This is a genomic window from Nocardia gipuzkoensis (genome assembly GCF_021183645.1).
Lineage (GTDB): Bacteria > Actinomycetota > Actinomycetes > Mycobacteriales > Mycobacteriaceae > Nocardia > Nocardia abscessus.
The window spans coordinates 4,251,493-4,273,265 of the sequence record NZ_CP089225.1 but is presented as its reverse complement, the minus strand read 5'-3'; the positions used below and the strand labels follow the sequence as shown (position 1 = coordinate 4,273,265).

At 69.9% G+C, this 21,773-nt stretch carries 22 protein-coding genes and 1 pseudogene; 15 read left to right on the top strand and 8 right to left on the bottom strand.

The window, feature by feature from the left end; translation table 11 throughout:
- Positions 1-99: 99 nt before the first annotated feature.
- The 4 genes from LTT66_RS19300 to LTT66_RS19285 are packed head-to-tail and all read left to right on the top strand — an operon-like array spanning position 100 to position 3,533.
- The gene (locus LTT66_RS19300; protein WP_233069331.1) at positions 100-984 is read left to right on the top strand and encodes an ABC transporter substrate-binding protein; all 885 of its coding nucleotides are present in this window, start codon (positions 100-102) and stop codon (positions 982-984) included.
- 12 nt (positions 985-996) lie between these two features.
- The gene (locus tag LTT66_RS19295; RefSeq protein WP_233060016.1) at positions 997-2,145 is read left to right on the top strand and encodes an ABC transporter ATP-binding protein; all 1,149 of its coding nucleotides are present in this window, start codon (positions 997-999) and stop codon (positions 2,143-2,145) included.
- Between the two features lie 6 nt (positions 2,146-2,151).
- Positions 2,152-2,820 carry an ABC transporter permease gene (locus tag LTT66_RS19290; RefSeq protein ID WP_233060015.1) on the top strand — a complete coding sequence of 223 codons (669 nt, stop codon included), beginning with the start codon at positions 2,152-2,154 and terminating at the stop codon, positions 2,818-2,820.
- Positions 2,817-3,533 (top strand): ABC transporter permease, encoded by a 717-nt coding sequence (locus LTT66_RS19285; RefSeq protein WP_233060014.1) that lies wholly within the window; start codon positions 2,817-2,819, stop codon positions 3,531-3,533. Before LTT66_RS19290 ends, LTT66_RS19285 begins: the two co-directional genes overlap by 4 nt.
- A gap of 91 nt (positions 3,534-3,624) precedes the next feature.
- On the opposite strand, the gene LTT66_RS19280 is transcribed toward LTT66_RS19285, so the two are convergent.
- From LTT66_RS19280 to LTT66_RS19265, 4 genes are all read right to left on the bottom strand, one after another.
- Entirely contained in the window at positions 3,625-4,821 is a 1,197-nt protein-coding gene (locus LTT66_RS19280) for an NAD(P)-dependent malic enzyme (RefSeq protein ID WP_408638650.1), read from the bottom strand.
- A 527-nt stretch (positions 4,822-5,348) separates the two neighbouring features.
- Positions 5,349-6,887 (bottom strand): FAD-dependent oxidoreductase, encoded by a 1,539-nt coding sequence (locus tag LTT66_RS19275; RefSeq protein WP_233060013.1) that lies wholly within the window; start codon positions 6,885-6,887, stop codon positions 5,349-5,351.
- Between the two features lie 50 nt (positions 6,888-6,937).
- The gene (locus LTT66_RS19270) at positions 6,938-7,204 is read right to left on the bottom strand and encodes a hypothetical protein (RefSeq protein ID WP_233060012.1); all 267 of its coding nucleotides are present in this window, start codon (positions 7,202-7,204) and stop codon (positions 6,938-6,940) included.
- Complete coding sequence (locus LTT66_RS19265) at positions 7,201-8,055, bottom strand: PHP domain-containing protein (RefSeq protein WP_233060011.1); 855 nt, start codon at positions 8,053-8,055, stop codon at positions 7,201-7,203. Before LTT66_RS19265 ends, LTT66_RS19270 begins: the two co-directional genes overlap by 4 nt.
- A 74-nt stretch (positions 8,056-8,129) precedes the next feature.
- Between LTT66_RS19265 and LTT66_RS19260 the strand changes: the two are divergent.
- Positions 8,130-9,220, top strand: a pseudogene (locus LTT66_RS19260) (magnesium and cobalt transport protein CorA).
- 11 nt (positions 9,221-9,231) lie between these two features.
- On the opposite strand, the gene LTT66_RS19255 reads toward LTT66_RS19260, so the two are convergent.
- Genes LTT66_RS19255 through LTT66_RS19245 form a run of 3 tightly spaced genes read right to left on the bottom strand, consistent with a single transcriptional unit; the run spans position 9,232 to position 11,280 of the window.
- Complete coding sequence (locus tag LTT66_RS19255) at positions 9,232-9,813, bottom strand: suppressor of fused domain protein (RefSeq protein ID WP_233060010.1); 582 nt, start codon at positions 9,811-9,813, stop codon at positions 9,232-9,234.
- A 3-nt stretch (positions 9,814-9,816) separates the two neighbouring features.
- Positions 9,817-10,311 carry a general stress protein gene (locus LTT66_RS19250; RefSeq protein ID WP_181719338.1) on the bottom strand — a complete coding sequence of 165 codons (495 nt, stop codon included), beginning with the start codon at positions 10,309-10,311 and terminating at the stop codon, positions 9,817-9,819.
- Positions 10,312-10,323: 12 nt separating this feature from the next.
- Positions 10,324-11,280: an HpcH/HpaI aldolase/citrate lyase family protein gene (locus tag LTT66_RS19245; protein ID WP_181719363.1), complete on the bottom strand. Its 957-nt coding sequence runs from the start codon at positions 11,278-11,280 to the stop codon at positions 10,324-10,326.
- A 62-nt stretch (positions 11,281-11,342) separates the two neighbouring features.
- Between LTT66_RS19245 and LTT66_RS19240 the strand changes: the two genes are divergently transcribed.
- The 9 genes from LTT66_RS19240 (at position 11,343) to LTT66_RS19200 (ending at position 19,241) form a co-directional block, all read left to right on the top strand.
- Complete coding sequence (locus LTT66_RS19240; protein ID WP_233060009.1) at positions 11,343-12,623, top strand: magnesium transporter MgtE N-terminal domain-containing protein; 1,281 nt, start codon at positions 11,343-11,345, stop codon at positions 12,621-12,623.
- Between the two features lie 55 nt (positions 12,624-12,678).
- Positions 12,679-13,329, top strand: coding sequence for a DUF1003 domain-containing protein (locus LTT66_RS19235; protein ID WP_408638649.1), 651 nt, complete (start codon positions 12,679-12,681; stop codon positions 13,327-13,329).
- Positions 13,330-13,467: 138 nt separating this feature from the next.
- Entirely contained in the window at positions 13,468-14,874 is a 1,407-nt protein-coding gene (locus LTT66_RS19230; RefSeq protein WP_408638648.1) for a lytic murein transglycosylase, read from the top strand.
- A 112-nt stretch (positions 14,875-14,986) separates the two neighbouring features.
- Positions 14,987-15,847, top strand: coding sequence for a lytic transglycosylase domain-containing protein (locus LTT66_RS19225; protein ID WP_233060007.1), 861 nt, complete (start codon positions 14,987-14,989; stop codon positions 15,845-15,847).
- Between the two features lie 19 nt (positions 15,848-15,866).
- Positions 15,867-17,003: an Mrp/NBP35 family ATP-binding protein gene (locus tag LTT66_RS19220; RefSeq protein ID WP_233060006.1), complete on the top strand. Its 1,137-nt coding sequence runs from the start codon at positions 15,867-15,869 to the stop codon at positions 17,001-17,003.
- A 142-nt stretch (positions 17,004-17,145) separates the two neighbouring features.
- Positions 17,146-17,466 (top strand): DivIVA domain-containing protein, encoded by a 321-nt coding sequence (locus tag LTT66_RS19215; protein ID WP_043697329.1) that lies wholly within the window; start codon positions 17,146-17,148, stop codon positions 17,464-17,466.
- Entirely contained in the window at positions 17,433-18,056 is a 624-nt protein-coding gene (locus tag LTT66_RS19210) for a DNA-3-methyladenine glycosylase I (RefSeq protein WP_233060005.1), read from the top strand. Before LTT66_RS19215 ends, LTT66_RS19210 begins: the two co-directional genes overlap by 34 nt.
- 141 nt (positions 18,057-18,197) lie before the next feature.
- Positions 18,198-18,365: a DUF3117 domain-containing protein gene (locus LTT66_RS19205; protein WP_011211259.1), complete on the top strand. Its 168-nt coding sequence runs from the start codon at positions 18,198-18,200 to the stop codon at positions 18,363-18,365.
- A gap of 45 nt (positions 18,366-18,410) precedes the next feature.
- Positions 18,411-19,241 (top strand): putative RNA methyltransferase, encoded by an 831-nt coding sequence (locus LTT66_RS19200; RefSeq protein ID WP_408638857.1) that lies wholly within the window; start codon positions 18,411-18,413, stop codon positions 19,239-19,241.
- 11 nt (positions 19,242-19,252) lie between these two features.
- Here LTT66_RS19200 and glgA read toward each other — a convergent pair whose 3' ends face one another.
- Positions 19,253-20,407 carry a glycogen synthase gene (glgA, locus tag LTT66_RS19195; protein WP_233069329.1) on the bottom strand — a complete coding sequence of 385 codons (1,155 nt, stop codon included), beginning with the start codon at positions 20,405-20,407 and terminating at the stop codon, positions 19,253-19,255.
- 137 nt (positions 20,408-20,544) lie between these two features.
- Between glgA and glgC the strand changes: the two genes are divergently transcribed.
- Positions 20,545-21,759 carry a glucose-1-phosphate adenylyltransferase gene (gene glgC, locus LTT66_RS19190; protein WP_043697332.1) on the top strand — a complete coding sequence of 405 codons (1,215 nt, stop codon included), beginning with the start codon at positions 20,545-20,547 and terminating at the stop codon, positions 21,757-21,759.
- Positions 21,760-21,773: the final 14 nt, after the last annotated feature.

Here is a 21,773-nt window from a genome sequence, read left to right as displayed (position 1 = left end):
ACCCGCATCCCCGATGCCGCCGGGCGTCGGCGCCCCGCTGTGCGCGCCGCGCTGCGCGCCGCCCGCGTCCTCGCCGCCGCCGCGGCGCTCGCCGTCGCGATGATCCTGTCGGCTTGTGGCAATTCCGACCCGCTCGCCACCGGCGGCAGCTGTTCGGGAGACGGATTGATCGTCGGTTCGGCGAACTTCCCGGAATCCGAGACCGTCGCGAACGTGTACGCGGAGGTGTTGCGCGCCAACGGTTTCACCGTGGACACCAAGCTCAATATCGGCAGCCGCGAAGCCTACGTGCCCGCGGTGCGGCAGTGCGCCATCTCGGTGATCCCCGACTACACCGGCAACCTGCTGCAATACCTGGACAAGAACGCCACGGCCACCAGCGCGGCCGACGTCGAGAGCGCGCTGGGCGCGGCGCTCGGTTCCGATCTCGCGATCGGTACGCCCGCGCCCGGGGAGGATTCCGACACCGTCGTGGTCACCCGCGCCACCGCGCAGCGCTGGAACCTGCGCACGATCGCGGACCTCGCCGCGCACTCGGCCGAGGTGAAATTCGGCGCGCCCGCCGAGTTCCAGGAGCGGGCAGGCGGTCTGCCCGGCCTGAAGAAGAACTACGGCCTCGACATCACCGCGAGCAATTTCGTGCCGATCGCCGACGGCGGCGGCCCCGCCACGGTGCGCGCGCTGGTCGAGGGCCAGGTGACCGCGGCCGATATCTTCACCACCGCACCCGCCATCGCGCAGAACGACCTCGTGGTGCTGGAAGACCCGAAGCACAACTTCCCCGCGCAGAACGTGGTGCCACTGCTCAACGCGAGCAAGAAGTCCGACAAGCTGCTCGCGGCGCTGAACGCGGTGTCGGCGCAGCTGACCACCGCCGAGCTGGTCGAGCTGAACAAGGCCGTCTCCGGTAGCGCCAAGACCGAGCCCAAGGCCGCCGCAGCGGCCTGGGTCGCCGCCAAGGGGCTGAACAAGCCGGTGGGCTAGGAGGGCGAATCGATGTCCGATATCGCGTTCTCCGGTATCAGAAAGATCTATCCGGACGGCACCCACGCCGTCACCGACCTAAATCTACGCATCGAATCCGAGTCGTTCACCGTCTTCGTCGGACCTTCCGGCTGCGGGAAGACGACCTCGATGCGGATGATCAACCGCATGATCGTGCCCACTTCGGGGACGATCACCATTGCCGGACAAGATATTTCGACCGTTGATCCGGTCCGGCTCCGCCTCGGGATCGGGTACGTCATCCAGAGCGGCGGCCTGCTGCCGCACCGGACGGTCCTCGACAACGTCGCGACCGTTCCGGTGCTGCGCGGTGACTCGCGCCGGGCCGCCCGCGCCGCGGCGCTCGAGGTACTCGACCGGGTCGGCCTGGACCGATCGCTGGCCCAGCGGTACCCGGCGCAGCTGTCCGGCGGTCAGCAGCAGCGCGTCGGCGTGGCCCGCGCGCTGGCGGCCGATCCGCCGATCCTGCTGATGGACGAGCCGTTCAGCGCGGTCGACCCGGTGGTGCGCGCCGAATTGCAGATCGAAACGCAAAGGCTGCAAGCCGAATTGCACAAGACCATCGTGTTCGTCACGCACGACATCGATGAGGCGATCACGCTCGGCGATCGCGTGGCGGTGTTCGGCCGCGGCGGGACCTTGCAGCAGTACGACCCGCCGCAGCGCCTGCTGGCGCAGCCCGCCACCGACTTCGTCGCCGACTTCGTCGGCCGGGACCGCGGCTACCGCGGGTTGTCCTTCCGCACCGCCACCGACGTTCCGCTGCACGAGATCCGGACGGCCGTCGCGGACGAGGTGAACGGGCTGCGGCTGGACGCGGGCGAATGGGTGCTGGTGGTGGACGTGCAGCGCAAGCCGGTGGGCTGGATCGACGTCACCGGGGTCGAGGGCTTGCGCGCGGGTCGTGCGCCGGCTGACTGCATGTCGGCGGGCGGCTCGCTGTTCACTCCGACCGGTGACCTGCGCCAAGCGCTGGACGCCGCGATCTCCTCGCCCTCCGGAGTGGGCGTCGCCGTGGACGACGCGGGCGCGCTGCGGGGCGGGGTGCTGGCCACCGAGGTGCTCGAGCAACTGGCCGGGCAGCGCGCGCACGAAGACGCCGAACGCAACCGGCACTTCTTCGAAGAACAGGTGCGATAGCCGGCCATGCGATATCTCATCGAGAATTTCCCGGAGGTCATGGGTTTCACCGCGACCCATCTCCATCTCGCGCTGACGCCGCTGCTGCTGGCATCGGTGATCGCGATTCCGGTCGGCGCGCTGGTGCGGCGGGTGCCGTGGCTGCGCCGGGTCACGGTGACCGCCGCGAGCCTGGCCTACACGGTTCCGTCGCTGGCGCTGCTGGTGATCATTCCTCCGCTGGTGGGGATCTCGGCCATCGACCCGCTGAACGTGATCATCGCGCTCACCATCTACTCCACGGCGCTGCTGGTGATCGCTGTTCCGGCGGCCCTGGACTCGGTGCCCGCCACCGTGCTCGACGCGGCCGACGCCGTCGGCTACGGCCCGCTGCGCCGCACCCTCACCGTGGACATGCCGCTGGCCGTACCGGTTTTCGTGTCCAGCCTGCGGGTGGTGGTGGTGACCAATATCGCGATGGTGTCGGTGGGCGCGCTGATCGGCGTGGGCGGGCTCGGCAAGCTCTTCACCCAGGGCTATCAGCGCGACTACCCGGACGAGATCATCGCGGGCGTCCTCGTGACGCTCGGGCTCGCGCTGGTCGCCGATCGTGTGGTGTACGCCCTGGGCCGCTGGTCTACGCCGTGGGTCCGCGCCGACGCCAGGGCCGCGAAGGCGAAAGGCGCCGTCGCGTGAATCTCTTCCTCGACGCCTGGCAGTACTTCACCGACGCCGCCAACTGGCGCGGGCCCTCCGGCATCGGGACCCGCGTCCTTCAGCATCTCTGGTACAGCTTTCTGACCATCGCCGTCTCGGCGGTGATCGCGGTGCCTCTCGGCCTGGTGATCGGGCACACCAGGCGCGGCGCGGCGGTGCTGGTCGGGTTCGCCAACGCCATGCGCGCGCTGCCGACCCTCGGCCTGTTGACGTTCCTGGTGCTGCTGCTCGGCCTCGGCCTCATCCCGCCGCTGCTGGCCCTGGTCACGGTCGGCGTTCCGCCGCTGCTGGCGGGCGCGTACGCCGGAATCGCGAACGTCCCCGCCGATGTCGTGGACGCCTCGCGCGCCATGGGCATGACCGAGCGGCAGATCCTGTTCCGGGTGGAGGTGCCCAACGCGCTGCCCATCCTGCTCACCGGCCTGCGCGGCGCGACCCTGCAGGTGGTGGCCACCGCGACGATCGCCGCCTACGTCAACCTCGGCGGGCTGGGCCGGTACATCTTCGACGGCATCAGCCTCTACCGCTACGACCGGGTGCTGGTGGGTGCGTTGCTGGTGGCCGTACTGGCGATGTTGCTGGATGGTCTGCTGGCGTTCGCGGTGTGGGCGAGTGCGCCCGGCGCGGGCCGCTTGCGCCGGACGCCACGCCCGGTGGGTCCGCCCGCGGCCGAATTGCAGACCACGAACTGAGTCGGCGAGTCCAGGTAGTCGGCGTCCGCTACGCCGAAGGCGCCCCGTTCGAGGTGAACGGAGCGCCTTCGTCGATGCGGGGGAATGCGCGTTACGCGACGCCCTCGGCGCGGGCGGCGGCCGCGACCGCCTCGGCGACAGCCGGAGCGACCCGCGGGTCCAGCGGGCTGGGGACGATCTTGTCCGGACCGAGTTCGTCGGCCACGACGCTGAGGATCGCGTCGGCGGCGGCGATCTTCATGCCCTCGGTGATCCGCCGGGCGCCCGCGTCCAGCGCGCCCTTGAAGACGCCGGGGAACGCCAGCACGTTGTTGATCTGGTTCGGGAAATCGCTGCGGCCGGTGGCCACGATGGCGGCGTACTTGCGCGCCACCTCGGGGTGGATCTCCGGGTCCGGGTTGGACATGGCGAACACGATCGACTCCGGCGCCATCGACGCGATGAGCTCCTCGGCGATCAGGCCCGCGGACAGCCCGAGGAACACGTCGGCGCCCGCCAGCGCCTCGGCCGCACCGCCGGTGAGGCCGCGCGGATTGGTGCGGGTGGCCAGTTCGGCCTTCACCTCGTTGAGGTCGCCGCGCTCCCGGTTCACGATGCCCTTGGAATCGAGCACGGTGACGTCCCGGACACCCGCGGCGAGCAGGATGTTCGTGCACGCGACACCGGCCGCGCCCGCGCCGGACACCACGACCTTCAGTCCCTCGATGCCGCGGCCCTGCACCTTGGCCGCGCCGTTGAGGGCCGCGAGCACCACGATGGCGGTGCCGTGCTGGTCGTCGTGCATCACCGGGCAGTCGAGCGCCTCGATCACGCGCTTCTCGATCTCGAAGCAGCGGGGCGCGGAGATGTCCTCCAGGTTCACCGCGCCGAAGCTCGGGCGCAGCCGGATCAGCGTCTCGACGATCTCGTCGACGTCCTTGGTGTCCAACACGATCGGAATCGAATCCAGCCCGGCGAACTTCTTGAACAGCGCCGCCTTGCCCTCCATCACCGGCAGCGAGGCGCGCGGACCGATGTCACCGAGGCCGAGCACGGCGGTGCCGTCACTGACCACGACGACGAGCCGGTCGGTCCAGGTGTAGCGCTTGGCCAGCGCCTCGTCCTCCGCGATCGCGCGGCTGACCTGGGCGACCCCCGGGGTGTAGGCGATCGAGAGGTCGCGCTGGGTCTCCAAGGGCGCACTGAGTTCGACCGAGAGTTTGCCGCCGAGATGTCCCGCGAAGATTTCGTCGTTTGTGATTTCGGACAGGCTTGCGGTGGAATTCGGTGCGTCAGTCACAGGTGACACGATTTCACTCCTGCTCGGGTCGGGCTAAACCGGGGGACGGTTACCACCGGGTAATGGGTATAAGTCGTTTCACTACGCTCATCGAGTGCACTGACCGGTGTGTTTCAAGGCGGCTGCGAGCGCAGCGAACACGGCTTGCCGGTATCTCGACGACGGGCGCGGCACTGATCCGCGAAGCGGAACCGGACGGGTGGGCCCGGACAGAACATGCGGTGTGGTCTCTCGGGTCGCGACGGTACGTCGGCGAGGCGGAGACCTCCGTAATTCCCTCACCCGGCGGTGGCGGAGGTAAGGAATCCGACACATTCTGCCAGTCCGGTAGGCGAGTTGCCAAACCGAATACCCGCTGGGCCGTGTCGCGCTCCATCACCCAACGTTAGGGGCCGGGAATTACCTTCAGGTAAGGGGAAACTCGCCGTTTCCGGCCAGGACGCGGTGAGTAGTCGCACTGCTCGAGCCGGCACCGGTGTGAGAATCGCCTGCGCACGACGCGCAGCCGCGGCCGTAGCGGCGTCCGGCCACCCGACTCAGGCGACGATATCGCGGGGCTGCCGCGGCACCGCCCGCTGTGCCTCCGGGCGCACCCACACGCTGCGCACTCCGCCCGAGGTCAACCGCACCCGCCAGCTGTCGGCCGCGCCGGGATGGTCGGTCCTGCGGTGCATGCCCCGGCTCTCCGCGCGCGTCAGCGCGCTGTATTTCGTCCATCGCGCCACCGCCAGCAGCGCGGCGGCCTGCCGGGCGCGCAGCAGGTCCACACCCCTGCCGCCCAGGTCGAATTCCGCGCCCGGCCACATACCGTCGAGTTCGCCGATGCTGTCGCGCAGGCTGCCCGCGCTGCGCCAGTAGCTGCGCCGCAGCGGCAAGGTGTGCTCCTGCACGAGACCGATCACCGCCCGCGGATCGATCCGCGCCACGGCATTGAGCCCGGCTCCCGGCACCGCGTGGGCCGGGGCGCGCCGATCGGCCGTGCGCGCGAATTTCGCCGCGGCCGTGCCCGCCCAGACGCCGGAGGCCATCGCCCACGCCCCGCCCAGGCCGTCGACGCCGCTCACCGCGCCGGTGACCGACTCGCGGCTGACGACGTCACCCGCGGCGAACAGGCCCGCGACGGTCGTCGCGCATTCGGGCCCGGTGACGCGCAGTCCCCCGGTACCGCGCACGGTGCCGCCCAGCACCGCACGCAGTGGCACCCGCTTCGCGCGGTCGGCGATGCCTTGGCGCGCCGGCCGGGTGCGGACGGCCTCCCTGTCGTCCAGACCGGCGAAGACCCGGCGACCATCGGCGATGGCGGCCAGCGCCGCCGAGCGATGCCCCGGCAACTCCGCGCCGGATTCGTCGTAGAGCGTGGCGAACCGCAGGCCGAGACCTCGCAGTGCGGAAGTCTCGGCGTTCTCCTGGGGCAGCAGGCTGTAGGCGCAGGAGAACTCCATCCCGGACAGCTCGGCGCCCGCTTCCGCAGCGAACAACAGACCGTCGCCGGTGTCCACGTCGGTGCCCACGCCGCCGGACAGGAACGCGCAGCCGCCCGTGGCCACCACTACCGCGCCGGCGCGCACGGTCCAGCGCTCGAACCCGTTGTCGTCGCGCAGGCCGGTAGCGCCCGCCACCACACCGTCGCAGTCGACGAGCAACTGCAGGGCGGGGTGGTAATCGAGCACACGTACGCCGGCTTCCCGCACCCCGCGGCGCATTCGCCGCAGGTAACCGGCGCCGTCCAGGTAGATCCGCCGCGTGGCCGGGGCGGCCGGATCAGTGGCGATCCGGTATCCCCACCGCGCCACCTGCTCGATCCGCTGATAGGACTCCTCCAGCACGCGGTACATCAGCTCCGCGTCCCCCAGCCCGCCACCGTGCGCGTGTGCCCGCCGGACCGCCTCCTCCCGCGCGGGGCCCGGCGGGATGTGCCACAACGAACTCACGCCGTGCGCGGTCGGTCCGCTCGACCCGCACCGCGCCTTGTCGACCAGCACGACCGTGGCGCCCGCCGCGGCGGCCGAGACGGCCGCCCAGGTACCGGCGGGGCCGCCGCCGATTACCAGCACGTCCGTCTCGAGTTCGGTCATAAAGAAAAATATTCGGGCACAATTCATTCACCCGCAACCAAAGCGGGGAATCAGCTCCACCATTGCGTCCACAGCAATAGTCCAGCAGCCAGAAAAACCACCATGGATCCGGTAAAGGCGGCCGGACCCCGATGCCGATCCGAATAGATCTGCGCCGCGAGGGCGACCGCCGCGACCGCCACATGCCAAGCGACCGATTCACCGCCGGGGCCGGGAAACCCGCGCCGATCCGCAAGGACCGCGGTACCGACCACCACCAGCATGCCCACCACCGTGCCCCCGGCCACGATGCCGCTGAGGCCGCGCACCAGTCTCACGCGGTGATCACCGGCACGCCGGAGGCCTTGTCGGCCAGTTTCTCGAATTGCGCCGGATCGGTGGTGAATTCGCCGAGCCGGATGGTCTTGTTCGTGCCGTGGTAGTCCGACGAACCGGTGGTGAGCAGGCCGAGTTCGGCGGCGAGATCGGTCAGCACCGCGCGGTCGGCGGCGGAGTGGTCGGGGTGCGCGATCTCCAGGCCGCCGAGGCCCAGGTCGGCCAGCTCGCGGATGTCGTCGAGTGCGAGCAGCCTGCCCCGCTTGCGCGCCCTGGTGTGCGCGAGGACGCTGACGCCGCCCGCGGTGGCGATCATCTGCACCGCGCGACGCAGCGGGGTGTCGGCCTTCTCGGCGTAGTAGCGGCCGTGCGGGGCGAGCAACTCGTCGAACGCCGCGTCCACGCTCGGCACCACGCCTGCCTCGACGAGCGCGCGGGCCAGGTGCGGACGTCCCGCCGAGGGGCCCGCCGAGGCCAGGACGGCGTCGGGATCGATCGGCAGTCCGTCGGCCGCCATGCGCTCGGCCATGGCGCGCAGCCGCTCCACCCGTTCGGCGCGCAGCCGCTCGCGTTCCTCGGCGAAGCCGCGGTGGGTCGGATCGAACAGGTAGGCCAGCAGGTGCACGGGCACCGGCCAGCCGTCCGCGCCGAGACCGACACAGGACATCTCCATGCCGCGGACCAGCGTCAGCCCCTCCGGGAGCGCTTCGACCGCCTCGGCCCATCCGGCCGTGGTGTCGTGATCGGTGATCGCGACGACGTCCAGGCCCGCCGCGGCCGCGTTCCGCACGAGTTCGGCCGGAGTGTCGGTGCCGTCGGACGCGGTCGAATGGGTATGCAGGTCGATGCGCACGCCTTCAAGTCTTACAGTGCGGCGCGGGCGTCCCGCACGCGCAGGCGGCCTTCCCCCAGCTCGGTCCACGTAGCATCGTCACCGTGCCGTCGTTTTCTCCGCTTTCGTCGCTTCGTGGCTCCGGCCGCACGCCGCCGCGGCAGGAGCAACGGTTCATCCCGGTTCCGACAGCGCAGGCGATCGTCGACTGCGCGGTGTACGTGGACGGCAAGCGGCTGCCCGGGCGGTTCACCCACAAGGCGGCGCTCGCGCGAGCCCGGGAGGAACAGAACGGATTCGTCTGGGTCGGGCTGCACGACCCGGACCTCACGCAGATGACCGATATCGCCGAGACCTTCGGATTACACCAGCTGGCCACCGAGCACGCCCTGCAAAAGCACCAGCGGCCGAAGCTGGAGCGTTACGACGATTCGCTGCTGCTGGTGCTGCGTACCGTCAGTTACGTCGAGCACGAGCTGAACAGCGTCAGCGAGATCGTGGAGACCGGCGAGATCATCGTGTCACCGGTCCCGACTTCGTGGTCGGCGTCCGGCACGGTGAGCACTCCGGGCTCGCCGAGGTGCGCAAGGCATTGGAAGGAGATCCCGCGCAGCTGGCGCTGGGTCCCGGCGCGGTGCTGCACGCGATCGCCGACCGGGTGGTGGACTCCTACATCGAGGTGGCCCAGTCGGTCGAGGACGACATCGATGAGATCGAAGAGGAGATCTTCACCCCGCGCAGCAGGGTCACGGTGGAATCCATCTACCAGCTCAAGCGCGAAGTGGTCGAGTTGCGGCGGGCGGTGAATCCGCTCGCGGCGCCACTGGAGTTGCTCGGTCACAAACCGGATCTGCCGGTGGCCAAGGAGGTCCGGCGCTATCTGCGCGACGTCGCCGAGCATCACGCCGCCGTCGCGGAACGGATCAACGACTTCGACGAGGCGCTCAGTGCGCTGATCAGCGCCGCGCTGGCCCGGATCGGCGTGCAGCAGAACACCGACATGCGCAAGATCTCGGCGTGGGTGGCGATCGCGGCGGTGCCGACGATGATCGCGGGCATCTACGGCATGAACTTCGACCACATGCCCGAATTACACCAGGTCTGGGGCTATCCGGCGGTATGGCTGGTGATCCTCGCCATCTGCACCGGCCTGTTCTTCACCTTCCGGCGCAACGAGTGGCTGTAGCCGGGCCGGGATCACAGGCTGGCTGCGCCGCGCCCCGGGTCGCGCACGTCGATCCCCGCCTCCCGCCAGGCGTCGCGTAATGCCTGCGCGCCACGGACCCGCACCCATGCCGCTTCCGTCGCGGTCACCGGCGTCACCCCGAAGTACCGCACCGGCTCGGCCGGGTCGGGCAGCGCCACGTCCGGGATTTCGCTGTCACCGAGCAGCACCGCGGTGAACGGGGCGTTGCGCCAGATCGGCTCGCTCAGGTCCATCAACGCGTCCGGTTGCAGCACAACGCCTTCCACGGCCGGTGCCGCGGCGAGCACGCCGAGCGACTTGGCCAGGCCCGCACTCGCGCCCACGCCGGAACGCAGCGTCAGCACGAGCTCCGCGCGCGGCCCGCGCACCGGATCCGCGTGCAGGGCGGTGGGATCGCCCATCGGATGGCGGCTACCGCCCAGCGTCACGTAATGCACCAGATCACCGTCGGCGATGCGCAGGATCTCGATCGGCTCCAAGCCCAGGAAAGTGACCGACGCGGCGTCGACGTTCGCGGCGTCCACGCCGAAATGGCCCAGCACCTCGCTGCGGACCCGCTCCAGCACCTCCATGCGTCAGATCGCCAGCCGCGCGAGCATATCCCGCGCCTGTTCGGCCGACTTCGGATCGCACAGCACGTCGTAGCGGCCCGCCACCAGCTGCATGGTGGACGCGAAATCGCGCTGCCCCCTGGTCGCCGCGTACGGGATCGAGGTCGAGATGACGCCGAAGATGATGCCGCCGACCAGGCCGACGAGCAACGGCCCCAGGGCGCCGCTGGTGGTGAACAGGCTCAGTAGCAGACCCAGGAACAGGCCGAGCCAGGCGCCCGACACCACGCCGCCGCCGATCACCTTGCCCCAGGTGAGCCGATAGAGGACCCGCTCGACCTGCATCAAGTCGACACCGACGATGGTCACGTCCTGCACCGGGAACTGGTTGTCGGCCAGGTAGTCGACCGCCTTCTGCGCCTCGGCATAGGTCGGATAGGAACCGACCGGCCAGCCCGACGGGGGCGTCGGGAGGCCCTGCCGCGCACGGCTCGAGTTGTTCCCCAAGGGATTCGTCATGGCTCCATTCTGCTATTTCGAGGCATCCCGCGGTGGTGTGAAACGCGTGGTGCGCGTCATTGCGGCGGCGCGCCCCTTCTCCGCGATCACCTGAGCCATCTTGGCACTGGCCTCATCGATCATCTCGTCGCCGAGCATCACCGCGCCACGCGCGCCGCCCGCCGCGGAGGTGTGGAACGCGTAGGCGTCCAGGATCTCCTCGGCGCGGTCGTAATCGGCCTGGCGCGGGCTGAAGATTTCGTTCGCCGCCTCGATCTGGCCGGGGTGCAGCACCCACTTGCCGTCGAATCCGAGCGCCGCCGTGCGCGCGGCGGCGCGGCGGAAACCCTCCACGTCCCGGATCTGCAGGTACGGGCCGTCGATCGCCTGCAGTCCGTGGGCACGGGCGGCGAGCAGGATGGTCATCAGGATGTGGTGGTAGGCGTCGCCGGTGTCGTAGCCCTCCGGTTGTTCGCCGACCACCAGGGTGCGCATGTTGATGCTGGCCATGAAGTCGGCCGGGCCGAAGACCAGGGTCTGCACCCGTGGGCTCGCGGTGGCGATCGCGTCGATGTTGCGCAGTCCCAGCGCGTTCTCGATCTGCGGCTCGATACCGATCCGGCCGATGTCCAGGCCGCAGGTCTTCTCCAACTGGGTCAGCAGCAGGTCCAGCGCGCGCACCTGGCCCGCGTCGGTCACCTTGGGCAGCAGGATCGCGTCCAGCGCCGCGCCCGCGCCCTCGACCACGGAAATCACGTCGGCGTAGGTCCATTCGGTGGTCCAGTCGTTCACCCGGACCACGCGCAGTTGCGTTCCCCACCCGGAGTCGTTCAGCGCCGCGACGATGTTCGCCCGCGCCTCGGCCTTCGCGGCCGGGGCGACCGCGTCCTCCAGATCGAGAAACACCTCGTCGACCGGCAAGGTCTTGGCTTTCTCGATCATCTTCGTGTTGCTGCCCGGACAGGCGAGCACCGAACGGCGCGGCTGCATGATCACTCCCGTCGATCGTGGCGCGGTGCGAACACCGGCCCGCGAACATCTAGCCTGGCAGCATGGCAGCTACCAGGGTGTACGTCGCCAGGCTGGCCGGTTTGGCGGTGCTGGGACCGGACGGCGAGTCTATCGGCCGGATCCGTGACGTCGTCGTCGCCGTCCGCTCCGACCGCCAGCAGCCCCGCGTACACGGTCTGGTCGTCGAATTGCCCACGCGGCGGCGTATTTTCGTGCCCATCCTGCGGGTCACCGCGATCGAACCCGGCGTGGTCACGCTGAACACCGGAACGGTCAGCCTGCGGCGTTTCACGCAGCGACCTGGCGAGATGCTGGCCCTGGCGCAGATCGTCGACTCGGTGGTGCGGGTCGAGGACCCGGACCTGCCGGATCTGGCGGGCGTCGACGTGCACGTGATCGATCTCGGCATGGAACAAACCCGTTCCAGGGACTGGCTGGTCAGCAGGGTGGCGGTGCGCGGGCACCGCAGACTGGGCCGCAGGCGCACGGTGCACGTGGTCGACTGGATCATGGTGTCCGGCCTGACGCCCAACGAGATCGACCGGCCGGGACAGGACGTCACCCAGCTGCTGGAACAGTTCGAGGGCATGCGCGCGGCCGACGTCGCACAGCAGTTGCGCGAGCTGCCGGAGAAGCGGCGGATCGAAGTGGCCGTCGCGCTGGACGACGAACGCTTGGCCGACGTGGTGCAGGAACTCCCCGACGACGAGCAGGTCGAGCTGCTCAGCCACCTGGAAGTACGGCGAGCCGCCGACGTGCTGGAGGCGATGGACCCCGACGACGCCGCCGACCTGCTGGGCGAGCTGCCCGAGGGCGAGGCCGAATCGCTGCTGGCCCTGATGGACCCGCAGGAGTCCGAGCCGGTGCGCAGGCTGCTCGAGCATTCCCCTTACAGCGCGGGCGGGCTGATGACGCCGAAGCCGATCATCCTGACGCCGGCCACCACGGTGGCCGAAGCGCTGGCCAGGGTGCGCAACCCCGACCTGACCCCGGCGCTGGCCAGCATGGTGTTCGTGGTCCGTCCGCCCACCGCGACGCCGACCGGCCGCTACCTGGGTTCGGTGCACATCCAGCAATTGCTGCGCGAACCACCGGCCCACCTGGTGGGCGGCATTCTCGACACCGATCTGTCGCCGCTGCGCCCCGAACTCCCGCTCGCCGCGGTGACCCGGTACTTCGCGACCTACAACCTGGTCTGCGGACCGGTGGTGGACGAGGAGAACCACCTGCTCGGGGCGGTGAGCGTCGACGACGTCCTCGATCACCTGCTGCCCGAGGACTGGCGCGACCAGCAAGAGACCGACGAGAGGGGCGGGGCGTGAGGCGGCGGCGCGACGTGACCACGCAGGTCCGCGCGCACGCCCGGAAGGACATACCGTGAGCGAGAACGACCCGGGCGTGCGGCTCGGTCACAGCAGGGCCCGCCAGCGGCTGGAGACGCCGGTGGAAGGCCGGTTCCGGTTGGAGTGGGACGCCGAGGCTATGGCCCGCAGCAGCGAGCGGGTGGCGCGATTCCTGGGCACCGGACGATATCTCGCGGTCCAGACGATCCTGGTGCTGGTCTGGATCCTGTTGAACGTCTTCGTAGTCGCGCTGCGCTGGGACCCGTACCCGTTCATCCTGCTGAATCTGGCGTTCTCCACCCAGGCCGCCTACGCGGCGCCACTGATCCTGCTCGCGCAGAACCGGCAGGACAACCGGGACCGGGTCGCCCTGGAGGAGGACCGGAGGCGGGCGGCGCAGACCAAGGCCGACACCGAGTTCCTGGCCCGCGAACTCGCCGCGCTGCGCATCGCGGTCGGCGAAGTGGCCACCCGCGATTACCTGCGCCGGGAATTGGAAGAGCTGAAAGGCATTCTGGACCGGATCGAGTCCGCGGAATCCCCGGATCAAGAGATCCGGGCGGAAAGCGGTGGAAAGAGCGGACGCAAGAAAAGCCCCGGCCGAAAGACCGCTCCAGCTCCGGTTTCACCGTCGGTAACCAGTGATCAACCGGAAATACCGAATAACGACCTGACTGGTGGGTAACCTGGACAACGTTGTCCAGAGCGGCCAGGGCAGGGCATGTCCCGGACGGCCGCTCCCACGACGTCGAGGATTGGGTGTGGCCGAATGCGTGTATCCGCTCCGATAACGGTCTCGGCTTTGGTTGTTGCTGGTGTGGTGGTGAGTGGTTCAGGAGTGCATTCCCCGGTGGACGCGGGGGCGCCGCAGGCGCCGGAGGTCTTGGCAGCGGCGTCTCCCGGCGCGGGCGCCGGCGGTGGGGAGTCGCGGGTGGCGGGGTTGTTGCCGGTGTCGCCGGAGTTGCCGCGGCGGTTGCGGGCGGTGTCGCCGCCGATGGCGGGTGTGGTGCCGTTGCAGGAGGTTACGTTGCCCGCGGTGGGGGGTGCGTTGGGGATTCCGGAGGTGGTGTTGGCGGCGTATCGGAATGCGGAGTTGGCGTTGGGGTCTTCGGCGCCGGGGTGTGGGTTGTCGTGGAATCTGCTGGCGGGGATCGGGCGGATCGAGTCGGGGCATGCGCGGGGTGGGCGTACGGATGCGGCGGGTACGACGGTGTCGCCGATTCTGGGTCCGGCGTTGGATGGGACTTTGCCGGGGAACGAGGTGATCAGGGCTGCTGATGGGGGGTTTGTGCGGGCGTTGGGTCCGATGCAGTTCTTGCCGGGGACGTGGGGGGCTTATGGTGCGGACGGGAACGGGGACGGGGTGGCCGATCCGCACAATGTGTTCGATGCGGCGTTGGCGGCGGGGAAGTATTTGTGTTCGGGGGGTGTGGATCTGCGGGATCGGTCGCAGGAGTTGCGGGCGGTGTTGCGGTACAACAACTCGATGGCGTATGCGGCGAATGTGCTGAGTTGGTCGGCGGCTTATCGCAGTGGGGGTTCGCCGACGCAGGTGCGGATTTCGCCGGATCTGGTGCCGCCGGGGGTGTTGTCGCCGGGTTCGGATATGTCGGCGGTGCGTACCGGTGTGCCGGGTACCGATCCGGGTGAGCAGGCGCGGGCGGCGGGTCAGGCGCCGTTGCCGCGGCCGCGGCCGCAGCCGACGCAGGTGATGATCACGATTCCGGGTCTGCCGCCGATCCCGTGCGGGATCTTCTGCCCACCACCTCCGGTGAATCCCTGCGTGGGACAACCGGCTCCCGCGCCGATGCCGTTCCCGGAGCTACCCGGGACCGCACGCGTGCCGCTCGTACCGGGGCAGCCCTACGGCGGCGCACCGGCCGACCCCCGCAACCCCGGCGCCGGGGGCCCGGCCGATCCCACAGGGGCGGGCACCTCCGCCTATGCCGGAACCGCGGGCCAGGCCGGCGCACCGGACCAGCTGGCCGCCGGCTGCGCCCAGCCCGACGCCACTCTCGCCACCAGCGAACCCACACCGATCCCCGGTGACCTGCCCGCCCACGACGACGCATCGCGCACCGCTCCCGAACCGGCCATCACCACACCGCCCGCGCCGGAACCCCAACCGGCGCCCAGCGCGGAAACCCCACCCACGCCACCGCCCGGGATCACCCTGCCCTTCGGAATCGTCATCCCGCTCCCCGCCCCACCGGCCGCGCCCCAGCCGTGATTCAAACCTGACATCAGATCACGAAGGAGTAACAAAAAGATCTCGGGTGCGGTAACCTTCCCTTGTTCGATCACAAAGGGCTCACAGCGAGTCATGGGAGGGTCACCACACCGTGGGGCGTCATCGAAAACAACCGCCTGCCACCGTCCGGCGGAGTTCCGTTATCGCATTGACCGGATTGGTTCCCGCTGGGCTCGTATCCGTCACCGCCGCCTCCGAGGTCGGCGACGCCGTACCCCTCGCGGCCGCGGTCCAGCCGACGGGGGGCGACCAGGAAGCACAGGGCGCCAGACCGCAGGCGCCGGCCGAGCCGGTCACCGAATTCATGGCGCACGCGATGGCGAAGGCCGCGCCCACCGCCACGCCGGTGGTGAAAACCGTTGCGCTACCGAATGGCCGGCAGCGCGCCGCGATGCCCGCAGGCCCGCTGGGCGTCCCCGGTGTGGCCGTCGCGGCCTATCAGAACGCCGAACGTGTCCTGGCGGCCGAGAATCCGGTGTGCGGCATGCCCTGGTCGCTGCTGGCCGGCATCGGCCGGGTCGAGTCCACCCACGCGTTCGGCGGCAAAGCCGACGCCGACGGCAACCCGCTGAGCCCCGTCTACGGCCCGGTGCTGGACGGCTCACTGAACGGCAACCACGTCATCCGCGACTCCGACGACGGCGCGCTGGACGGCCTGGACGGGTACGACCGAGCGATCGGCCCGATGCAGTTCCTGCCCGAAACGTGGAAGCGCTACGCGGCCGACGGCAACGGCGACGGCATCGCCGATCCGCAGAACCTGTTCGACGCCGCCCTGACGGCCGGAAAGTATCTGTGCGACGGCGGCTTGAACATGCGTGACCTGGCCCAACAGTCCAAGGCCATCCTGCGCTACAACCACTCCATGGCCTACGTCGCGAACGTCATGGCGTGGGAGACCTCCTACAGCACCGGGGTCGCACCCCGGGCCGGGGACCTGCCGAAAATTTGACACGCCTAAAATTTCTGCCATGCCAATGGTTACGGAATCGGATGTGCGGGGTGCCCTCGCGAAGGTCGACGATCCGGAGATCCGCAAGCCGATCACCGAACTGGGCATGGTGAAAAGCGTCGCGATCGGCGCCGACAGCAATGTCCACGTGGAGATCTACCTGACGACGGCGGGCTGCCCCCTGCGCACCGAGATCACGCAGCGGGTCACCAAGGCCGTCGCCGACGTGCCGGGTGTCGGCGCGATCACCGTCGACCTCGACGTGATGGACGACGAGCAGCGCACCGCGCTGCGCAAGCAGCTGCGCGGCGACGCGGCCGATCCGGTCATCCCGTTCGCCCAGCCCGGTTCGCTGACCCGCGTCTACGCGGTCGCCTCCGGGAAGGGCGGCGTCGGCAAGTCCAGCGTCACGGTGAACCTGGCCGCCGCCATGGCCGCGCGCGGCCTGTCGGTCGGCGTGCTCGACGCGGACATCTACGGTCATTCCATCCCGCGCATGCTCGGCACCGACGCCCGGCCGACCCAGGTCGAGCGGATGATCATGCCGCCGGTCGCGCACGACGTGAAGATGATCTCGATCGCGCAGTTCACCCAGGGCAACACCCCCGTGGTGTGGCGCGGCCCGATGCTGCACCGGGCGTTGCAGCAGTTCCTCGCCGACGTGTTCTGGGGCGATCTCGACGTCCTGCTGCTCGACCTGCCGCCGGGCACCGGCGACGTCGCGATCTCCATCGCGCAGCTGATCCCGGGGGCGGAGATCCTGGTGGTCACCACCCCGCAGCCCGCCGCGGCGGAGGTGGCCGAGCGGGCGGGCGCGATCGCGTTGCAGACCCGGCAGCGCATCGCGGGCGTCGTGGAGAACATGTCCTGGCTGGACCTGCCGGACGGTACCCGGATGGACCTGTACGGCTCCGGCGGCGGGCAGGCCGTCGCCGACCGGCTCACGCGCGCCGTGGGCGCGACCGTGCCGCTGCTCGGTCAGATCCCCATCGAACAGGCGCTGCGCGAATCAGGTGACGACGGCACCCCCATCGTGCTGCGCGATCCGGAGAACCCCGCCGCCAAGGCACTGCTCGAGATAGCCGACAAACTGGCCGTCCGGCGCCGCGGCCTCGCGGGCATGTCCCTCGGCATCGACACCACCCGGCATTTGTAAAATCGCCGCTCGGACCGGAGCTTCGAAGTCACCCGGCATCGACGTGCCGTGGTTCGCCGCTGCGCACGACCACTCGGACCGAACTCCGCGTTTCGCGCGCCGCGGGACCGGGCGCGGAAATCAGCACCAATAAACTCGTCTCATGCTCACGATGCTGCTGTACGTGCTGATCGTCGGCTTGGTCGCCGCGGTGCTGTTCCTGCTCGCCAGTGCGGTGTTCGGGCGGTCCGAGGAACTCGGTCCGCTGCCGGAGGGGACGACGGCCACCGTACTGCCGGTGGAGGGGATCACCGGGGCGGACGTGCGCGCGTTACGGTTTCAGCAGGTGGTGCGCGGATACAAGGCCGCGGAGGTGGACTGGGCGCTGGCCAGGCTGGCCGCGCGGATCGATGAGCTGCAACACCAGCTGGCCGAGGCACAGGCCGCGCGATGGCAGACGCCGATCGCGCCGGAGTCGAAGTGACCGCCCCCGCGGGCGACGGCCTGGTCCGCTGCGCCTGGCCGCTGGAAACCCAGCTGTACCGGGACTATCACGACTACGAGTGGGGCAAGCCGCTGCACGGCGACGACGCCTTGTTCGAGCGACTCTGCCTGGAGGCGTTTCAATCCGGCTTGTCCTGGCTGACCATCCTGCGGAAACGCCCGGCCTTCCGCGCGGCGTTCGCCGGATTCTCGATCGAGCGTGTCGCGGAGTTCGGTGCCGACGACGTCGCCCGGCTGATGGCCGACGCGGGCATCGTCCGCAACCGAAGCAAGATCGACGCCGCCATCGCCAACGCCCGGGTCGCCCGGGACCTCGACGTCGGCTTGGACGAGTTGCTGTGGTCGTTCGCCCCGCCGCCGCGCCCGCGCCCGCGCACCGGCGCCGACGTGCCCGCGACCACACCCGAATCCACCGCCCTGGCAAAAGAATTGAAACGGCGCGGATTCCGTTTCGTCGGACCCACCACGGCCTACGCCCTGATGCAGGCGACCGGAATGGTCGATGACCACTTGGCCGATTGCTGGGTGGACGGCGACCGGTCCGGCACGGGCCGACCGGTCACTTTTTGAACTCAGCTATCCGTCCACATCAGCGATAGGGAAGAATGGGACGGGTGTAGCTCGCCAAACGCCGGCGAGCTCACTGGTTGGTGACAACTGGAGTTCCAAGAAAGTGCGCAGCAGACCGCGCAGATCTGGAGGGAGCAGAGGATGGCGGCCATGAAGCCCCGCACCGGGGACGGTCCCCTCGAGGCAACCAAAGAAGGGCGTGGAATCGTCATGCGGGTTCCACTCGAGGGTGGCGGGCGTCTGGTCGTCGAACTCACGCCGGACGAGGCAGCGGCGCTCGGAGACGAACTGAAGAGCGTCACGAGCTGAGTGGCCCCGGCTGAGCACTCGGCCCTCGCCGTCGCGGCCGGCGTCCTGGCGTGCCCGGAATGTCTCCGGGCACGCCAGGACGCCGCGCCGCTGGCACTGGAACCGCGGGATCGAGCACTGCGCTGCGGTCGCGGCCACAGCTTCGACGTCGCCAGACAGGGCTACGTCAGCTTGCTCACCGGCGCGTCGACCAAGATGACCGGCGATACCGCGGCCATGCTCGACGCTCGCGCCGCCTTCCAGAGCGGGGGACACTTCGCGCCGATCGCCGACGCCGTGACACGAGCTGTCACGGCGCACCGGACCGACGGCGCGGTACTGGAAATCGGCGCGGGCACCGGCTACTACCTCGCCCGCGCGCTCGACGCCGCTCCCCCGGCCGTCGGCATCGGGCTGGACGTGGCCAAGCCGGCCGTCCGGCGCTGCGCCCGCGCCCACCCCCGCGCCGCGGCGGTACTGGCCGACGCGTGGCGCGGGCTGCCGATCCGCGACGGCGCGCTCGGCGGCGTGCTCTCGGTCTTCGCGCCGCGCAATCCCGGCGAAATCGCCAGGGTGCTCGCCGGCGACGGACGCTTCGTCGTCGCCACCCCCACCGAACGCCACCTCGGCGAGCTGATCGAGCCGCTGGACATGGTGCGGGTCGACCCGGACAAGGATCGTAGGCTCGATGCCGCGATGTCGGGCCATTTCGAGCCGGTCGGCCAGACGCTGGTCGAGTACCCGATGACGCTCGCCAGAACCGACGTCGCGCATGTGGTGGGCATGGGGCCCTCCGCGCATCACTCGGCCGCCGGGGCGGCACGGCTCGCGCGGCTGCCGGAGTCCGTCGAGGTGACCGCGTCGGTCATGGTCGGCACCTATCGCAGGGCGACCTGAGCGCTCCCGATTCAGCCTTTCCTGATCTCGTCGTACACCGCTACCGTGCGCGCCGCGATCCGCGACCAGTCGAATTCGGAGATCGCGCGCTCCCGGCCTGCGGCGCCGAGACGGGCGGCCAGCGCCGGATCGCCCGCGACCTCGTTCACCGCGGCGGCCAGCGCCCGCTCGTAGTCCTCGGCGGTCCCCGCGTCGTAGTGCACCAGCCGCCCGTTGCGGCGGTCGACCACCTCGGGGATGCCGCCCACGTCGGAGGCCACCACCGCGGTCGCGCAGGCCATCGCCTCCAGGTTCACGATGCCCAGCGGCTCGTACACCGACGGGCACACGAACACCGACGCGGCGGCCAGGATCTGCCGGATCCGCTCGGTGGGCAGCATCTCGCGCACCCAGAACACGTTGCCGCGCCGCTGCCGCAACTGGTGGACCGCCGTGGTGACCTCCTGGGCCAGTTCGGGCGTGTCCGGCGCGCCCGCGCACAGCACCAGCTGGATGTCGGGGTCGAAGTCGCGGGCGGCGGCGAGCAGGTGACCGACGCCCTTCTGCCGCGTGATGCGGCCGACGAAGGCGACGATCGGGAGGTCGGTCCGCACGCCGAGTTCGGCGAGCGCCGACGGCTCGTCCTCGGTGACGGGGCCCGGATGCCAGATTGTCCCGTCGATGCCGTTGTGCACCACGTGGACCCGGTTCGGGTCGACGGCCGGATAGGCGTCGAGCACGTCGCGGCGCATGCCCTCGCTCACCGCGATGATCGCGTCGGCGTGTTCGACGGCGTTGCGCTCCGACCAGGACGAGAGCCGGTAGCCGCCGCCGAGTTGCTCGGCCTTCCACGGCCTGCGCGGCTCCAGCGAATGCGCGGTCAGCACGTGCGGCACGCCGTAGAGGGTCGCGGCCAGATGACCGGCCAGACCGCTGTACCAGGTGTGCGAGTGCACCACGTCCACTTCACCGACGGCGTCGGCCATCCGCAGCTGGGCGGACATCATCTGCAGCGCGGCATTGGCGGCGTAGAGCGACGGATCCGGTTGATGCACGACGGCGTCCGCGCGATCGACGCCCATACAGTGCACGGTCACCTCGCACAGGTGACGCAAATGCGCCGTCAGCTGCGTGACGTGCACTCCCGCGCCGCCGTACACCTCGGGGGGATATTCGCGGGTCAGCATCGCGACGCGAAGCCGGTCCCGCTCGCCGGAATCCACCGCCGAACGTCCGCCATCCGTGCCGAAACTCACCGGTTCAAAGTAGACGTTCGGGTCCGCGGCGGCCACTCACAGGCGCTCCACCCGGTAGTTTGGCAGGTGTGAGGAGCCAGCCGCACGTACTCGGGATCGTGCTCGCCGGTGGCGAGGGCAAGCGACTCTTTCCACTCACGGCCGACCGCGCCAAGCCCGCCGTCCCGTTCGGCGGCGCCTACCGCCTCATCGACTTCGTGCTCAGCAATCTGGTCAACGCGGGTTTCCTGCGGCTGTGCGTGCTCACCCAGTACAAGTCGCACTCGCTGGACCGGCACATCTCGCAGACCTGGCGGCTGTCCGGTTTCGCGGGCGAGTACATCACGCCGGTGCCCGCGCAGCAGCGGCTCGGTCCGCGCTGGTACACCGGCAGCGCGGACGCGATCATGCAGTCGCTGAACCTGATCTACGACGAGGACCCGGACTACATCGTGGTCTTCGGCGCCGACCACGTGTACCGCATGGATCCGGAGCAGATGGTGCGCCATCACATCGATTCCGGCGCGGGCGTCACCGTGGCCGGTATCCGGGTGCCCCGCAGCGAGGCGAGCGCGTTCGGCTGCATCGACAGCGACGAGTCCGGCCGCATCACGCAGTTCCTGGAGAAGCCCGCCCACCCGCCCGGGACCCCGGACGACCCGAACGTCACGTTCGCGTCCATGGGTAACTACGTCTTCACCACCAAGGTCCTGGTGGACTCGATCCGGGCGGACGCCGACAACGCCGACTCCGACCACGACATGGGCGGCGACATCATCCCCTCCCTGGTCGCGGCCGGCCAGGCGGGCGTCTATGACTTCGCCGACAACGAGGTGCCCGGCGCCACCGATCGCGACCGCGGCTACTGGCGCGATGTCGGAACCATCGACGCGTTCTACGACGCGCACATGGATCTGGTCTCGGTGCATCCGGTGTTCAACCTGTACAACCGCCACTGGCCGATCCGCGGGGCGGCCGAGAACCTGCCACCGGCGAAATTCGCCCAGGGCGGGCTGGCGCAGGAGTGCATCGTGGGCGCGGGCAGCATCCTGTCCGCCGCCACCGTCCGCAACTCGGTGCTCAGCGCCAACGTCGTCGTGGACGACGGCGCCACCGTCGAAGGCTGCGTGCTCATGCCCGGCGTGCGGATCGGTCGCGGCGCGGTGGTGCGCCACGCCATCCTGGACAAGAACGTGGTGGTCGGCGAGGGCGAGATCATCGGGGTGGACCTGGCGCGCGACCGCAGCCGCTTCGCCGTGAGCAACGGCGGCGTCGTCACGGTCGGCAAAGGCGTCTGGGTGTAGTCGCCCGGTGAGCG

What these genes read in the sequence shown, in the direction of transcription:
- LTT66_RS19300 (WP_233069331.1), top strand. Translation starts at nt 100, where the DNA reads ATGATCCTGTCGGCTTGTGGCAATTCCGACCCGCTCGCCACCGGCGGC.
- LTT66_RS19295 (WP_233060016.1), top strand. Translation starts at nt 997, where the DNA reads ATGTCCGATATCGCGTTCTCCGGTATCAGAAAGATCTATCCGGACGGC.
- LTT66_RS19290 (WP_233060015.1), top strand. Translation starts at nt 2,152, where the DNA reads ATGCGATATCTCATCGAGAATTTCCCGGAGGTCATGGGTTTCACCGCG.
- LTT66_RS19275 (WP_233060013.1), bottom strand. Translation starts at nt 6,887, where the DNA reads ATGACCGAACTCGAGACGGACGTGCTGGTAATCGGCGGCGGCCCCGCC.
- LTT66_RS19255 (WP_233060010.1), bottom strand. Translation starts at nt 9,813, where the DNA reads ATGGAGGTGCTGGAGCGGGTCCGCAGCGAGGTGCTGGGCCATTTCGGC.
- LTT66_RS19250 (WP_181719338.1), bottom strand. Translation starts at nt 10,311, where the DNA reads ATGACGAATCCCTTGGGGAACAACTCGAGCCGTGCGCGGCAGGGCCTC.
- LTT66_RS19245 (WP_181719363.1), bottom strand. Translation starts at nt 11,280, where the DNA reads ATGCAGCCGCGCCGTTCGGTGCTCGCCTGTCCGGGCAGCAACACGAAG.
- LTT66_RS19240 (WP_233060009.1), top strand. Translation starts at nt 11,343, where the DNA reads ATGGCAGCTACCAGGGTGTACGTCGCCAGGCTGGCCGGTTTGGCGGTG.
- LTT66_RS19220 (WP_233060006.1), top strand. Translation starts at nt 15,867, where the DNA reads ATGCCAATGGTTACGGAATCGGATGTGCGGGGTGCCCTCGCGAAGGTC.
- LTT66_RS19215 (WP_043697329.1), top strand. Translation starts at nt 17,146, where the DNA reads ATGCTCACGATGCTGCTGTACGTGCTGATCGTCGGCTTGGTCGCCGCG.
- LTT66_RS19210 (WP_233060005.1), top strand. Translation starts at nt 17,433, where the DNA reads ATGGCAGACGCCGATCGCGCCGGAGTCGAAGTGACCGCCCCCGCGGGC.
- LTT66_RS19205 (WP_011211259.1), top strand. Translation starts at nt 18,198, where the DNA reads ATGGCGGCCATGAAGCCCCGCACCGGGGACGGTCCCCTCGAGGCAACC.
- glgA (WP_233069329.1), bottom strand. Translation starts at nt 20,407, where the DNA reads ATGCTGACCCGCGAATATCCCCCCGAGGTGTACGGCGGCGCGGGAGTG.